The organism is Micromonospora sp. NPDC049274, assembly GCF_040678875.1.
Classification (GTDB): Bacteria; Actinomycetota; Actinomycetes; order Mycobacteriales; family Micromonosporaceae; genus Micromonospora.
Genome location: NZ_JBFAQS010000004.1, coordinates 284,016 through 298,823, shown reverse-complemented (window position 1 = coordinate 298,823; position 14,808 = coordinate 284,016). Strand labels below are relative to the sequence as shown.

At 72.8% G+C, this 14,808-nt stretch carries 11 protein-coding genes; 6 read left to right on the top strand and 5 right to left on the bottom strand.

Going from position 1 to position 14,808, the window contains the following annotated elements:
- Window positions 1–92: 92 nt before the first annotated feature.
- On the top strand, window positions 93–1,073 hold the full coding sequence (locus tag AB0K10_RS10255; protein WP_363681903.1) for a hypothetical protein: 981 nt from the start codon (window positions 93–95) through the stop codon (window positions 1,071–1,073).
- A gap of 54 nt (window positions 1,074–1,127) precedes the next feature.
- Here AB0K10_RS10255 and AB0K10_RS10250 read toward each other — a convergent pair whose 3' ends face one another.
- Entirely contained in the window at window positions 1,128–3,950 is a 2,823-nt protein-coding gene (locus AB0K10_RS10250) for a ricin-type beta-trefoil lectin domain protein (RefSeq protein WP_363681901.1), read from the bottom strand.
- A 370-nt stretch (window positions 3,951–4,320) separates the two neighbouring features.
- Window positions 4,321–5,121 (bottom strand): copper resistance protein CopC, encoded by an 801-nt coding sequence (locus tag AB0K10_RS10245; RefSeq protein WP_363681899.1) that lies wholly within the window; start codon window positions 5,119–5,121, stop codon window positions 4,321–4,323.
- Between the two features lie 135 nt (window positions 5,122–5,256).
- Here AB0K10_RS10245 and AB0K10_RS10240 point away from each other — a divergent pair, with 135 nt between their 5' ends.
- The 3 genes from AB0K10_RS10240 to AB0K10_RS10230 are packed head-to-tail and all read left to right on the top strand — an operon-like array spanning window position 5,257 to window position 7,934.
- Entirely contained in the window at window positions 5,257–5,739 is a 483-nt protein-coding gene (locus tag AB0K10_RS10240) for a hypothetical protein (protein WP_363681897.1), read from the top strand.
- A 5-nt stretch (window positions 5,740–5,744) separates the two neighbouring features.
- Window positions 5,745–7,112: a hypothetical protein gene (locus tag AB0K10_RS10235; RefSeq protein ID WP_363681895.1), complete on the top strand. Its 1,368-nt coding sequence runs from the start codon at window positions 5,745–5,747 to the stop codon at window positions 7,110–7,112.
- A gap of 54 nt (window positions 7,113–7,166) precedes the next feature.
- Window positions 7,167–7,934 (top strand): nucleotidyltransferase domain-containing protein, encoded by a 768-nt coding sequence (locus tag AB0K10_RS10230; protein WP_363681893.1) that lies wholly within the window; start codon window positions 7,167–7,169, stop codon window positions 7,932–7,934.
- A 39-nt stretch (window positions 7,935–7,973) separates the two neighbouring features.
- Here the strand turns inward: AB0K10_RS10230 and AB0K10_RS10225 are convergent, their stop codons facing one another.
- The 3 genes from AB0K10_RS10225 to AB0K10_RS10215 all read right to left on the bottom strand — a co-directional run bounded on the left by AB0K10_RS10225 (window position 7,974) and on the right by AB0K10_RS10215 (window position 13,157).
- The gene (locus AB0K10_RS10225) at window positions 7,974–9,368 is read right to left on the bottom strand and encodes an FAD-dependent oxidoreductase (RefSeq protein ID WP_363681891.1); all 1,395 of its coding nucleotides are present in this window, start codon (window positions 9,366–9,368) and stop codon (window positions 7,974–7,976) included.
- A 260-nt stretch (window positions 9,369–9,628) separates the two neighbouring features.
- Window positions 9,629–11,383, bottom strand: coding sequence for a hypothetical protein (locus AB0K10_RS10220; RefSeq protein WP_363681889.1), 1,755 nt, complete (start codon window positions 11,381–11,383; stop codon window positions 9,629–9,631).
- A gap of 211 nt (window positions 11,384–11,594) precedes the next feature.
- The gene (locus AB0K10_RS10215; RefSeq protein ID WP_363681887.1) at window positions 11,595–13,157 is read right to left on the bottom strand and encodes a bifunctional NAD(P)/FAD-dependent oxidoreductase/class I SAM-dependent methyltransferase; all 1,563 of its coding nucleotides are present in this window, start codon (window positions 13,155–13,157) and stop codon (window positions 11,595–11,597) included.
- 74 nt (window positions 13,158–13,231) lie between these two features.
- Between AB0K10_RS10215 and AB0K10_RS10210 the strand changes: the two genes are divergently transcribed.
- Together AB0K10_RS10210 and AB0K10_RS10205 are read left to right on the top strand one after the other, a co-directional pair.
- On the top strand, window positions 13,232–13,834 hold the full coding sequence (locus AB0K10_RS10210; RefSeq protein ID WP_363681885.1) for an XRE family transcriptional regulator: 603 nt from the start codon (window positions 13,232–13,234) through the stop codon (window positions 13,832–13,834).
- Between the two features lie 63 nt (window positions 13,835–13,897).
- A complete protein-coding gene (locus AB0K10_RS10205; protein ID WP_363681883.1) occupies window positions 13,898–14,737 on the top strand; it encodes an alpha/beta hydrolase in 840 nt (279 codons plus the stop codon).
- Window positions 14,738–14,808: the final 71 nt, after the last annotated feature.

Below are 14,808 nucleotides of genomic sequence, written 5' to 3'. Positions count from 1 at the left end.
TCTACTGTGCGTGACTGATCGAACGCGCAGTGGTGGCGACCGGCCGCTCCCGCCCGCCGGAGCTCCGCCGCTCCGAGCCGAGGAGCGCCCCCTTGACGTCCCTGCTGTCCCCGCGCACCCTGCTGACCGCCGCGACGACCGCCATCGTCGCGTCGACAGTTCTCACCCCGACCTCCGCCCTCGCATCCCCGCCCTCCTACCGCGTCGTCGATCTCGGCACCCTGAGCGGCGGGGCCGGCGCCGCGACAGCGATGAACGACCGTGGCGACATCGTCGGGTGGAGCACCGTCGCCAGCGGCGCCCGGCACGCCGTGCGCTGGCGCGACGGTGTCCTCACCGACCTCGGCGTGCTGCCCGGTGACACCGACTCCGCCGCCGTGGACGTCAACGAGTTCGGGGACGTGGCCATCACCTCGTACGGCGCGGACTACCTGACCCGCGCGGTGCTCTGGCGCGACGGCCGGCTCATCGACCTGGGCACCCTGGGCGGCGAGAACAGCGAGGCGATAGGCGTCAACGACCGGCGGCAGGTCCTCGGCACCAGCGAACCCGCAGGCGAAATGCCGCACCGCTTCCTCTGGCGCGACGGCGTCTTCACCGACCTGGGACTGCAGTACTTCTACGAGTTCACCGCCGACGTCAACAACCGGGGCGACGTGGTGGGTGGGTTCAACGTGCCACCGCGGGACTACCCCTGCACCTGCGTGGGCGGCCTGTTGCGCGACGGGGTGTTCACCCGGATCGGCAGCGCGGCCCTCGGAATCAACAACCGCGGTCAGGTGGTGGGCGAGGCCAACGGTCACGCGTTCCGGTGGCAGAACGGGAGGCTCACCGATCTGGGCACCCTCGGCGGCAGCCGTAGTTGGGCCACGGCGATCAACGACCGGGGCGTGGTGCTGGGCCTCAGCAGTCTCAGTCTCCCGAACGAGGAATGGCACCCGTTCCTGTGGCGCGACGGGGTGCTGACCGACCTCACCGACCGGGGCGTACGGGTGAACGACTCGATCGAGGACATCAACAGCCGGGGCTGGCTGGTGGGCGGCCGGGAGGGGCGGCCGCTCCTGTTCCGCTGACCGGCGCGGAGCGCGATCCGACCGGCCGTCGGTCGGACCGCGCCCCGCCGGGTGTCAGCCGGCGCTGACCACCCACTTCTGGTGCGCGCCACCGGTGTACGTGCCGATCTGGATCGGGGTGCCGTCGGCCGTGGCGCCCCCGGCGGCCTGCAGCACCTTGCCCGACTGCGGGTTGCGGATCGACCCGTCGGTCTGCGGCTGCCACACCTGCGACCCGGTGCCGTTGCAGGTCCACAACTGCACCTTCGTGCCGTCGGCGGTGCCGGCGTTGTCCACGTCGAGGCACTTGCCCAGCGCCCGGTACGTGTCGCCGCTGCGGCTCCACGACTGCGCGCCGGTGCCGTTGCAGGTCCACAACTGCACCTTCGTGCCGTCGGCGGTGCCCGCGTTGTCCACGTCCAGGCACTTGCCGCCGACGCCTGTGATGCTGCCCGAACCGCTTGTGGCGCTGCCGTACACCTCCAACTCGTAGATGCGCGCCGCGGTGTCGCTGGTGCTTGTCGGCGCGGCGACGGCCAGGCGGACGTAGCGGGCGCCGGGCGCGCTGACGTCGTGGGTCGTGGTGCTCGCCGTGTTGCCGGTCACCGTGGCCCGGGTGGTCCAGTTCGTGCCGTCGGGGCTGGACGCGAGCGTGAAGTCGCGGGTGTTCCAGGCGGTGTCCTCACCACCTGCGCCGGCGTGCTTCACCACCACGCGGTTGAGCGCGTAGCTGCCCCCCAGGTCCACCTGGAGATACTTCGAGGTGCCCTTCGAGCACCACTTGTCGCCGTTGCCGCCGGTGACGCTGCCGTTGACGGCCTTGGCCGGCGCCTCGGTCGTCGAGCAGGAGCTGTCCGCGGTGGCCGGCTTGTTGAGGGCCAGGTTGGTCCCGCCGGTGACGCCCGGGATGGCGTTGAGCGTGTACCACGCCTCGGTACTCCACAACGACTGGCCGCTGGTGGAGGTGAACGGTTGCGGTGACCGCAGGTAGACCACCCGGCCGGCCTTGCGGCCGTCGACGGCCAGGGTGACCTTCTTGCCGTCGGCCGAGAGGGTCGCCCCGCTGACGGTCAACGTCTCCTCGTCGATCTTCGGGCCGCCGTAGTTGGACGTCGCCTCGTACCGCCACTGCTTGACCTTGTAGTGGGCGGCCAGGTTGGCGGCGGTCGCCGCCGAGACCGGCTGGGTGTACTCCACCTCGAAACCGGCGGTGGTGGCCCGCATGGCCAGCATCTCGAAGGTGCTGGCGCTGTTCGGGGTGAGCTTCTGTAACCCGTACGTCAGCTTGCCGCTCTGCCCCCAGTTGCCGCCCGCGCCGAGCCCGCCGACGTAGATCGCGCCGTCCGGGCCGAGGTTGACCTCGGAGACGCCCGCCTCCAGGCCCTGGGTGAGCCGGAACAGCGCGCCCTGGTACTCGCCGTTCACCTTCTCCACCGAAGCGCGCTGGAGGCCGCCGTAGGTGACGTCGCCGATGACGAACTGGCCCGCGTACCGCCCGGTGGTGAGGTAGAGCGGCGTGCTGGGGGAGTTGGCGATCTCGTTCTGCGGCATCCAGAGCACCGGCGGGGTGACCGGGTTGGCGTCGAACGGGCCCGCCGGGGTCGTGTAGTGGTTGAAGAAGCGGCCCTGCTTGATGTGCACCAGCTTCGACGACGGCAGCCAGCCGCCCTGGTTGTCGGTGACGAAGATGCCACCCTCCGGGCCCCAGCCGATGCCGTGCGGCGTGCGCAGACCGCCGGCGACGTAGCTGACCGCGCCGGTGTCCTTGTTGACCTTGATGGTGGTTCCCCGGTTGGCGGCGGGCTGCGGCACCGTGGTCGCGCCGCCGTAGTCGATCGACACCGACAGGTTCACGTAGAAGAAGCCGTCCTGGTAGAGCAGGCCGAACGCGAATTCGTGGAACTTGCCCCCGTACGGCCAGGTGGCGACGGTGTCGAGGCGGTCGGCCACCTCGTCTGAGGTGGTGTCCACGAGCCGGGTCAGCCGCTGCTTCTCCGACACGTAGATCACGCCGTCGACGACCTTGAGCCCCATCGGCTCCTTGAGACCACCGGCGATCTTCTTGGTGGTCACCGATCCGGGACCGGTCGCGCCGCCGGTGTTGCCCAGGACGTACACCTCGCCGTCCTGGGACGTGCCGGACTGGTCGCTGCCGCCCCAGGTGCTGATGACGAGCCGGCCGTCGGCCAACCAGTCCATCCCGGTGACCTTCGGCTGGAAGCCTGAGGGCCGCAGGTTGGTGAGCGTGTAGCCGGGGTGCACACCGATGAGAGGCAGCCCGTCGCCGGGGGAGTCGGTGATGCCCTCGCACTCCTTGCGGCCCGGCGCGGTCACCCGCACCACGCCGGCGTCGGTGCTCAGCGCCGAGGTCGGCACGACCACGAACGACGACGAGCCGGGCGTACGCCACTCCAGGGTGATCTGCTGGCCACCGGCGCGCTCGAAGTGGTCGATGCGCAGCGGGTGCAGCCCGGCGGTGAGGGTGACGCCGCCCTCCTTGGGCGGTGTTGCGCCGTGCAGGCCGTCGTGGTTGATGACGACTGTGTTGTCGATCGCCAGCTTGGACCCGTCGTCGCTGCTGAGTCGGAAGGTGTAGCTCCCGGCCTGGGTGATGGTGATGTTGCCGAGCACCTGCGAGACGAAGTTGTCCTCGAAGCCGAAGTCGGCGGCCGAGGTCCAGTTGATTGTGGACATCAGCTTGTCCACGTTCGGGGTCTGTGCGGGCTTGAGCGTGCAGATCTCGGAGAGCGGCACCTGGACGTCGTAGACGCGCAGCGTGACGCCCGGTTCCTGCTCGGGGGCGGCGTCGGCCGGGTCGGCCCAGAAGCCAACGGCGAGGACGAGCGCGAGCGCGCCCAGGACGGGACTGCGGGATCGGCGCAGCAGCGGTGTGCCCATCGTTCCTCCACAGAGGATAGGAGTGATCGACGGCCGACGTGCAGCGATGGTGAGGCGATGGCCGCCGACCCGGTCCGTAACGTCCTCGACGCCGACGAGTGACGATCCGGAAACACCGGGTTGATGGGTCGAGACATTAAGGGGTTTCGATGACAGTGTCCATGCCTTTGCATCGATACATCAAAAGTTCCCGATGTCCGTGCGAAAGGTCGTGGCCCTGATCCCTGGATGTCGGAAATGTGCGCGCGACGGACGGCGCTTCAGGTGCCGGCCAGGGGCGAGCGCGCCGGGCGATACGAACGCCCTCTGGCGGTCGTTGTTGGACAAAAGGTGGCGCGCGCCCCGGCCCGGGGCGTCACACCGATGAGACTCAGCGGCGGCCGCGTCGCGCCGGCCGACCGTTCGTTCCGCCGCGCGGACGAGAGGCCCCGCCTCGTGGACGCGGGACCGCGCCGCGCGAAGTGGTGGCGCCGCGGGATGGGCGTGCTGTCGGCCGGCGGCGGGCCGCCACCACGACGATCGTGCCGACGATCAGCACGACGGCGGCGGGCACCAGCCAGGGCGGAAGCCCTCCGGCCGGCGGGGACGCCGGCGGCGCGGCCGCGGGGGTGACGGCCGGGTCGAGTGTCGCCAACGGCACGGCCGAGGCCGAGGGGGTGCCCTCGGCCCGGGCGAGCAGGGCGGGATCGGGACCGTTCGTCGGTGCCGTCCAGCCGGCCGGGGCCGCGGTGCTCGGGCCCTGGTAGTCGAAGGTGACGGTGCCCCGCACCGCTTCGCCGTCCGAGGCGACAGTGAGGTAGGTGGCGGTGTAGCGGCCCTTTGCCGGCCAGTGCGCGACGCTGACCATGGCGGGGAAGCCTGTGTGGTAGACCCGCGGCTCGAAGGTGCCGTTGACCAGGAAGTACTCCTGCACCGGCTTGTCCAGCCGCTTCGGCTCGCCGTGTGACCAGCCGCTGTCCACCCGTGACCCGTTCGGGCCGGTGACTGTGAAGTGCGCGTTGGTGGCCGGCTTCTCGGTGAAGTACAGGCCGATCTGGGCCAGGGGCCTGCGGACCACGGTGCCGGTCAGCGGCGTGGAGGTCGCCAACTGTCCGTGCGCCGACGCCGGGGCGGCGGGCAGCGCCAGCGACACCACCAGCAGCGCCGCCAGAACGGCGACGGTGCGGCGCACAACGTGACAGACAGTGACCAACCTCGATCGCATTCGTTCATCATGGTCATTTCCCCGCCGCCGAACAAGACGTAGAGTTCACCCTCCGACGATCAGCTCGACACCCCGTCCCCCCGCGTCGTTCGGAGTCCGCCCGTGTACGTCCGCGCCCCCGGTGCCCGCCGCACCGCCATCCCCACCACCCTCCTCGTGACCGGTCTGTTCGGCGCCCTGCTCATCGCCGGCTGCGGGCACGACGACGATCCGTCCGTGGCCACCCCCGCGACGCCGCCGACGTCGGCCGCCGCACCCACCACCGCCGCTCCGGCCTCGGCGGACAGTCCCACTCCCTCCGCGACCGCCAGCACGCCCGCGGTCGACCGGGAGATCACCGTTACCATCGCCAAGAAGCGGATCAATCCACCGACCGGCCGGGTGACGGTGTCCAAGGGCCAACTGGTCCGGATCACGGTCACCTCGGACGTCGCCGACGAACTGCACGTGCACGGCTACGACCTGGGCGCCCGACTGCCCGCCGCCAAGCCTGCCTCGGTGGAGTTCCGGGCCGACAAGACCGGGCTGTTCGAGGTGGAGACGCACGAGACCGAGCTGGTGCTGTTCCAGCTCCTCGTCCGCTGAGCCCGATGACCGGCGGTCCCGCGCTGCTGGCGCACGGCGTCGGCGGCCGTCAGGACCTGCCGATCACGCTTCCCGAACTGGTCGTCGCCGCCGCCCTCACCCTTGTCGTCACGTTCGTCGCCCTGGGCCTGCTCTGGCGCGAGCCACGCCTCGACCGGGACGCCGCCGGTGGCCGGCCGGTGCCCGACCGGCTGGCCGGCCTCGTCGACGCCCCCGCGTTCCGGTGGACGCTGCGTGGACTGGGACTGCTCGCCGCCGGCTGGTTCTGCGTGGGCCTGCTCGCCGGGCCGGACACCCCGGACAATCCGACGGCCGGCGCGCTCTACGTGCTCCTCTGGGTGGGGCTGGTTCCCGTCTCGCTGCTGTTCGGTCCGGTCTGGCGGGCGGTCAGCCCACTGCGTACGGTGCATCTGCTCGTCGCCCTGGCGGCGCGGCGCGATCCGGCGCGCGGCGTCCGGGAGTTGCCCGCCGGCCTGGGGCTCTGGCCGGCCGCGCTCACCCTGTTCGGGTTCGTGTGGCTGGAACTGGTCGCGCCGGAGCGTGCCACCCTGCCGGTCATCACCGCGTGGCTGGCCGGGTACGCCGTGGTCATGCTGGGTGGGGCCGCGCTGTTCGGCGCGGACTGGTTCGACAGGGCCGACCCGTTCGAGGTCTACAGCGCGCTCGTCGGCCGGCTCGCCCCGATCGGCAGGGCCGCCGACGGTGTGCTGGTGTGGCGCAACCCGCTCGACGGGATAGCCGGGCTGCGACCCCGCCCCGGACTCGTCGCCGTGGTGATCGTGCTGCTCGGCTCGACCCTCTTCGACAGCCTCTCCAACGCGCCGGCGTGGCTGCGCTTCTCCCAGGAGAACGGCCTGCACCCGGCGGTCACCGGCAGCGCCGGACTGGTGGGGGTCATCGGCGTCGTCGCCGTGGCGTACCTCGTCGCCACCGGCGCGGCCGCCCGCGTCGGCCGCGCGGGATCGGCCGGTGCCGCGGACCTGGCGGTCAGCGTCGAGTCCCGACGGGTGCCGGGCGAACTCGCGCACTCGATAATGCCGATCGCCGTGGGTTACGTGGTGGCGCACTACTACTCGCTGCTGATCCTGGAGGGTCAGCGCACCGTCGCCCTGCTGTCCGACCCCCGCGACACCGGAGCGGACTGGTTGGGCACGGCGGGTTGGCAACCGCACACCGCGCTCGTCACCCCGTCCGGGGTGGCCAACCTGCAGATCACCGTCATCATCGTCGGGCACCTGCTCGGCACGCTGCTCGCCCACGACCGCGCCCTGTACCTGTTCCCCCGGGCGCGGGCGGTGGCCGGTCAGCTCCCGCTGCTCGCGCTGATGGTCGCGTACACCGTCGCCGGACTGCTGCTGCTCTACGCCGGCTAGGGCGGCGCACCGGCCCGGTGCCGACGCGTCCGTGAACACGGGTGAGGATGGGGTGTGGACTCCGCACTTCGACGCTACCTCGACGACCTCGTGGACACCGCCCGGGACGTGCTCGGCGGCGACCTCGTCGGCGCGTACGCGGCCGGCTCGGTGGGTCTCGGCGCGTACCAGGCCGGCCGCAGCGACGTGGACGTGGCTCTGGTCAGCGCCGGCCCGCTGACCGAGGCCGCCAAGGTGACGCTTGTGGCGCGGCTGCGGCACGAGACGCTGCCCTGCCCGGCACGCGGGCTGGAACTGGTCGTGTACCAGCGGGCGGTGGCCGCCGCCGGCAGCCCCGAGCCCGGCTTCGAGGTCGAGTTGAACACCGGGCAGGCCATGCCGTTCCGCCGCACCCTCGACCCGGCCGACCGCCCGCCGAGGGACGGCCGGTTCTGGTACGGGCTGGACCGCAGCATCCTGCACCAGAGCGGGCTGGCGCTGGTCGGGCCGCCGGCCGCGGAGGTCTTCGCCGACCTCACCCCGGCCGACAGGCGCCGCCTGCTGATCGAGGCGCTGACCTGGTGGCTGGCCCTGCCGACGCCGCCGGGCGACCGGCCCGCGCCCGGCGCGGAGGACGCGGTGCTCGGCGCCTGCCGTTCCCTGGTGCGCCACCGCGACGGTGCGTGGCTGTCCAAGGTGGCCGCCGGCCGGCGACTCGTCGACACCGGCGACCCGGCCGAGGTGATCCGCCGGGCGATCGCCGCGCGGCACGGCGGGCCACCGCCCACGGGTACCGAGGCGCGCGCCTTCCAGGAGCGGGTACGCGCCGAGATCGCCGGCTGACCTCACCCGGCGGGACGTGCTCAGCGTTGTCGGGCCGGCTCAGCGCACCGGGCGGGACTTCAGCGACGCGAAGAGCAGGTTGAGGCCCTCGGTCATCGTCGGATGCGTGATGACCGCGTCCCGCAGCGCGGTCCACGGCATGGAGCCGAGCATGGCCAACTGCACCGAGGTGATCACCTCGCCCGCCTCCGGGCCGAGCAGCGCCGCACCCAGGATCAGGTCGGTGCGGGCGTCGATCACCGCCTTCCACATGCCGCGCGTCTGGCGCAGGGTGCGGGCCCGGGGGATCGCGGCGACGGGCAGATGGGCCACCTGGACGTCGTACCCGGCGCGGCGCGCGTCGCTCTCGCTGAGACCGACCCGTGCCAGCTCCGGGGTGGTGAAGACGGTGTACGGGATGAGCCGGCCCGCCGTGCTGCGTTGCTCACCGGCCAGGTTCGCCCGGATGATCCGGTAGTCGTCGAGCGAGGCGTGGGTGAACTGCGGGCTGCCGGCGACGTCCCCGGCCGCCCACGTCCGCTCGGCGCTGGTACGCAGGTACTCGTCGACCACCACGAAGCCCCGGTCGTTGAGTCGGACACCTGCCGAGTCCAGCCCCAGCCCGTCGGTGACCGGTGCCCGGCCGGCCGCCACGAGCACCTCGTCCCCGGTCACCACGCTGCCGTCGTCGAGGGTGATCCGGGCCGTACCGTCGGCGTCGCGGTCGACCCGGGCGACAGTCACCCCGACGCGTACGTCGATGCCGTCGTCGAGGAAGACCCGCATCATCGCGTCGCCGATGTCCGGGTCCTCGCGGGTGAGCAGTTGGGGACCGCCCTCGATCACCGTCACCACGCTGCCGAACGACGCGAACATCTGCGCGAACTCCACCCCGACCGTGCCGCCGCCGAGCACCACCAGCCGTGCCGGCAGCCGATCCAGGCGCAGCAGATCGTCGCTTGTCAGCACCCCGGCCTCGGCCATCCCGGGTACGGACGGCAGATACGGGCGGGTGCCCGTGTTGATGACCACGTCGTCGCCGCGCAGCAGTCGTTCGCCGCCGTCGGCCAGCGACACCCGCACGGTCCGCGCGCCCACGAACCGGGCCTGACCGATCACCAGGTGCAGACCCGAGTCGAGGAACTGCTGCCGGTTGGCGGCGACCATCCCCTCGACGACGTCCTGCTTGTGCGCCCGCAGCAGGTCCACGTCGACCCGGCCGCCCTCGACCACGAGGCCGAGCGCGGCGGCGTCGCGGAGTTGGCGGGCCGCCCGCGCGCTCGTCACCAGCGCCTTCGTGGGGATGCACGCGACGTTTATGCAGCTGCCGCCGATCATGCCGCGTTCCACCATCGCCACCCGACGACCGGACCGGGCGACGTCCATGCTGAGTGTCTTGCCGGCCTTGCCGCCACCCACGACGAGCAGGTCGAAGTCCTCCGGTTGGTCGGTCACGGGCGCTCCTCTCGGCCGCGCGGCGCTCCTGGGTCGCCGGTCCGGCCGGCGGCCGTCGGTGCGTGTCGGCCAACCCAGCCTGCCAGCTCCGACGGGACGTTCGGGACGATTCCGTGCACAACCGCCTTGGCGTACGTCGTCCCCGACCGTCGGGACCCGCCCACCGCGCGCAGGTCGATCCTCGGCCGGCCTCCCGTCGTCACCGGCAGACCGTTACCCGGGCCCGCGCGCAGGCGTACGGACCCGGGTGCAGGGCGAGGTCAGTGCCGGGCGGTGCCGTTGTCGCTGACCGGCTGCCCGAAGGCCAGGAACGGTACGGGCGTGGGAGGCTCGGGCCGCGTGAAGATCGGCTCGGGGTGGTTGGCCCGCATCCCCGACGTGGCCGTCCGATCGGCCGGCTCCACCGGGTACCGCAGGGGCACCCCAGCCGGGCGCTCGCCGTCGGCCTGGTCACCACCGGTGCGCTCGCCGTCGGCGTGCTCGGCCCCGGCGTGCTCGGCCCCGGCGTGCTCGGCCCCGGCGTGCTCGGCCCCGGGGTGCTCGGCCTCGGCCCGGGTCTGGTCGGCCCGGCTGTCGTCGGCGTCGCCCCGCTCGGCGTCGCCCCGCTCGGCGTCGCCCCGCTCGGCGTCGCCCCGCTCGGCATCGCCCCGGTCTGCGTCGCCCCGGTCGGTGTCGGCCCGGTCGCTCGCGGGCCGGTCGACGGGGAGCAGGTCGACACCGCTGCGGGCCGCGCTCGACCGGGAACCGACCATCGGGTACTCGGCGGTCTCCGTACCGCCGGCCGCGGCGGCCATCACGGCGGCGGCGGCCAGGTCGGCCACCCGCTTCGCCTCCCGCTGCACCCGGGCGCGGACGTCCTTGGCGTGCCGCTCGGCGGAATCGCCGGCCCGCCGGGCCTCGTCCAGTCGGATCGCCTCGGCGGTCAGGTCCCGCCGCACCTCACTCAACCGCTGCTGCACGCGGGACAGCTCGTTCTCCAGGGTCTCGCCTTCCCGGCGGACCTCGGCGAGCTGCTGCTCGGCGGTCTCCAACTCGGCGTGCAGTTCGGCCGACTCCTCCCGACGCTCAGCGATCTCCTGCTGAAGCGCGGTCAGCTGCTCCCGGTGGCTGGCCGCCTGCTCGTCGGCCCGGTTCCGCAGCTCGGTCACGTGCTGCTGCGCCTCGGCCAGCAGCGCGGCGATCTGCTGCTCGGTGGAGCTGCGCTGCTCGGCCAGCTCCTCCTCCGCGGCCGCCTGCAACTCGGCGATCTCCTGCTCGGCGGCGCTGCGCCGCTCGGCGACCTCGCGCTCCACACCGGCCTGCCACTGGGCCATCTCCTGCTGGTTCTTGGCCCGCGCCGCCTGGACCTCCTGCTGGATCTGGGTGCGGGCCGACTTCATCAGGGCGTCGGCGGCGACCCGGGTCTGGTTGAGCTGCTGCGCGCTCTGCTCGGTGATGCGCTTCGACTCGTGTTGGGCACGCTCGTGCGCGGCCTCGCCGTCGGCGCGCAACTGCTCGGCGCGCTCCCGGATCGCGGTCAGCTCCGCCTCGGCCACCGCGCGTCGCTCCTCGTACGCGTGCTCCTGCTCGGTGCGCCGCGCGGCCAGCTCCTCCGACAGGTCCTGGCGTGCCTGCGCGGCCCGCTCGCGGGTGTCGGCGAGGATCCGCTCCGCCTCGGTGCGCAGCTCGTTGGCCAGGTCGCTTGCCGACTCGGTGATGAGGGCGGCCTGCTTCTCGGCGAGGGTCAGGATCTCGCCGACCATCGGGCCCAGGTCCTGGAATGAGGCGCGGTCCACCTGCACCGGCTGCTCGTGCAGCTCGGCCAGCTCGGCGCGCAGCCGCTGCACCTCGGCGGTCAGCTCACGAACCCGCACCGCCGAGCGCCCGTGCTCGCCGCTGAGCATCGCGATCTGGCCGTCGAGCTGCTCCAGGTGCCGGTCCACCTGGCGTTTGTCGTAGCCGCGCAGGGCGAGCTCGAAGCTCGGCCGCGAGGCCGCGTCGTCGCGTGCTGCGAGCGGCTCAGCGCCGATGGACATGCACCATCCTCCGTACGATCGGGGGCGTCAGGGCCGGCGGTCGACCGCCCCTGCGGGCCGTGAGTGTGGCGCAACGCTACCGCCGAGCCCACCCCGGTGCGAAGGCCCGCCCCGTCTCGATACCGCACGCTTGTCGATCGTGGAGCCGCAGTGCCCGGAAGGCCCTGATCCGCGGCTCTTGTCATCCACCACGACTCCACGATCGACAGGTTCAGCGGCGGCGAGCCAGCAGGACCGCGTCGTGGTGGACGACGTCGTGCGGGCCGGGACGGGCGCGGGTGTCGGTGGTGAGCACGTCCCACCGGGTCGGGTCCAGCGAGGCCGCCACGTCCTCGGCGGTGTACATCATGTCCGGCATGTGCATCCGGTGCCCCGACGTCCACAGGTCCGACGGGTGGTGCCCGACGATCAGCAGCACGCCGCCCGGGGCCACCGCGTCGGCCAGCCGGGCGAACAGCTCCCGCCGTGGCGTCGGGGGCAGGTGCATGAACTGCGCCGACACCAGGTCGTACGCCTGCTCGGCGGGCGGCTTGTCGCGCAGGTCGACGTGTGTGAACTCGATCCGGTCCGCGACACCGGCGGCCTCGGCGTGCTCGGCGGCCCGGGTCAGCGCGGTGGTCGAGATGTCCACCGCCGTCACCCGCCAGCCGCGCTCGGCCAGCCACACGGCGTCGGCGCCCTCACCGCTGCCCACGTCCAGAGCCCGCCCCGGGGCCAGGTCCGTGGCCTCGGCGACGAGTTGAGGGTTCGGGCGGCCACTCCACACCGCAGGCTTGGACTGGTACCGCTCCTCCCACGCCGGCTCCTCGAATGTCGTGGCCACCAACTGCCGGTACGCGGTCACCGCGTCGCGGGTGTCCTCGGCGATGAGGTCGGCGTTGATCGCCGCGCCGGCCATCAGCCCGGCCGCGGCGGAGGTGATGACCTGGCCTCGCAGGTCGGCCACGTTGCCGGCCACCCAGACACCCGGCACTGTCGTCGCGCCTGTCGCGTCGGCCGGGATCTGGGTGCCGATCACGTGCCCGCCCATCGTCACCTCCTCGGGGGCCAGGCCCAGCCCCACCAGCAGGTCGGCGCGGGGCACCGTGCGGGTTCCGACCACGACCACGTCGAGGGCCACCACCCGGCCGTCGGCGAGCCGTACTCCACTCAGCGCGTCCCCGGCCACCTCCAGCGCCGCGACCGGGCCGGGCACCACCGCGATGCCCCGCGCGGCGAGTCGCTCGGCCGTCTCCTCGTCCGGGGTCGGGGCGTCGTGCAGCAGGAGCAGCACGTCGGAGGTCCACTGCCGCCACATCTCGGCCTGGTGCACGGACATCGGCCCGGTCGCCAGCACGCCGACCCGCCGGTCCCGCGCCTCCCAGCCGTGGCAGTACGGGCAGTGCAGCACGTCACGGCCCCACCGCTGCGCCACTCCGGGCACGTCGGGCAACTGGTCGGTGAGCCCGGTGGCCACCAGCAGGCGACGGGCCCGCACCGAAGCACCGTCGTCGAGGGCGAGGCGGAAGCCGTCGCCGTCCCGGCTGACTGTTTGCACCCGGCCGGCGCGGAACTGCCCGCCGTACCCGGCCACCTCGGCGCGTCCGGCCGCGAGCAGCTCACCCGGCGGCGTGCCCTCCCGGCCCAGGTAGTTGTGCACGTGGTCGGCCGGCGCGTTGCGCGGCTCGCCGGAGTCGATCACCAGCACCGACCGCCGGGCCCGGCTCAGCGCCAGTGCCCCGCTGAGCCCGGCCGCGCCGCCGCCCACCACCACCACGTCGTATGTCTCGTCCACCGGATCGTCCCCCTACTTGTCGGCTGAGCCCACCATCCGTCGCCGTCGCCCCGGTGGCAAGTATCGTTGCCGTTATGGCAAACGAGGACAGCGCCGCGCTGGCGGCCGTCGGCCCCCGACTACGTGCCCTGCGCCACCAGCGCGGCACCACGCTGACCCAGCTCGCCGAGCTGACCGGCATCTCGGTGAGCACCCTGTCCCGGCTGGAGTCCGGCACCCGCCGGCCCACCCTGGAGCTGCTGCTCCCGCTCGCGAGGGCGTACCAGGTGGCGCTGGACGAGCTGGTGGACGCCCCGGCCACCGGCGACCCTCGCGTACGCCCCAAGCCGATAGTCATGCACGGCGTGACGTACCTGCCGCTGACCCGCCGACCGGGCGGCCTCCAGGCGTTCAAGCAGATCCTCCCGCCGGACCCGACCGCCGGGGGGCGTACCCCACAAACCCATGAGGGGTACGAGTGGCTCTACGTGCTCTCGGGCCGGCTGCGCCTGCTGCTCGGGGACCGCGACATCATCCTGACGCCCGGGGAGGTGGCCGAATTCGACACCCGCGTCCCGCACCTGATCCTGAATCCGGGCCCCGGCACCGCCGAGGCGCTCAGCCTCTTCGGACCGCAGGGGGAGCGGCTGCACGTCCGCGCCCGCCCCGCCACCGCAGACAAGGCAGGCGACTCGTGATCACCATGGGATTGCCGACGCCGGGGCACTCGGGCGAGCGATCCCCGGTGCGAGGATGGCGCGGTGACTGAGGTGGCGTACCGGCGGCAGAGCGACCGGATCGAGTACCGGGACATCGTCGTGCACGAGGTCGCGGGTTTCCGCCCGCTGACACTGGACCTCGTCGTGCCGGTGGACGCCCCCGAGCCGGTCCCGGTCCTGGTGTGGATCCACGGCGGTGCGTGGTTGTTCGGCTCACCCAAGCAGCCGGCGGCCTGGCTCATGGAAGCGGATCCGTTCACCGCCGCGATCCGTGCCGGATTCGCGGTCGCGTCAGCGCAGTACCGGCTCAGCGGCGAGGCGCCCTTTCCCGCTCAGCTCGACGACGTCAAGGCGGTCGTGCGCTGGCTGCGCCGCGAGGGCGGCACGGTGGGCGTCGACCGTGATCGGATCGGGGTGTGGGGCGAGTCGGCCGGCGGGCACCTGGCCTCGCTTGTCGCCCTGACGGGGGACGACCGGGACGACAGCGTCGTCGGCGCGGCGGTGTGCTGGTACGCGCCGTCGAACCTGCTGACGATGCAGGTGCAGGCGCACGAGTCCGCGACGATCGACCACGATGCCGCCGACTCACCCGAGTCCCTCCTGATCGGCGGCGCGGTGGCCGAGAACCCGGAACGGGGTCGGGCGGCCAGCCCGATCGGCTACGTCACGGCGCAGGCCCCGCCCATGCTGCTGATCCACGGCGACCAGGACCTCCTCGTGCCGGTGGGGCAGAGCGAGGAACTCGCCGCGGCGCTGGCCGCAGTGGGTGTCGAGGTCGAGTTGTCGGTGGTGCCGGGGGCCGGCCACTGCTTCACCGGCGTCCCGTTGGAGCCCGTGGTTCGCGACAGTCTGGCGTTCTTCACCCGCGTTCTCGGGTCGTAGGGCGGGAGCGCGCGGCGGCCGTCCAGCCTGGTGGTGCCGCGAGGGCCGGACCGGTTCCCCTCCGGTCCGAC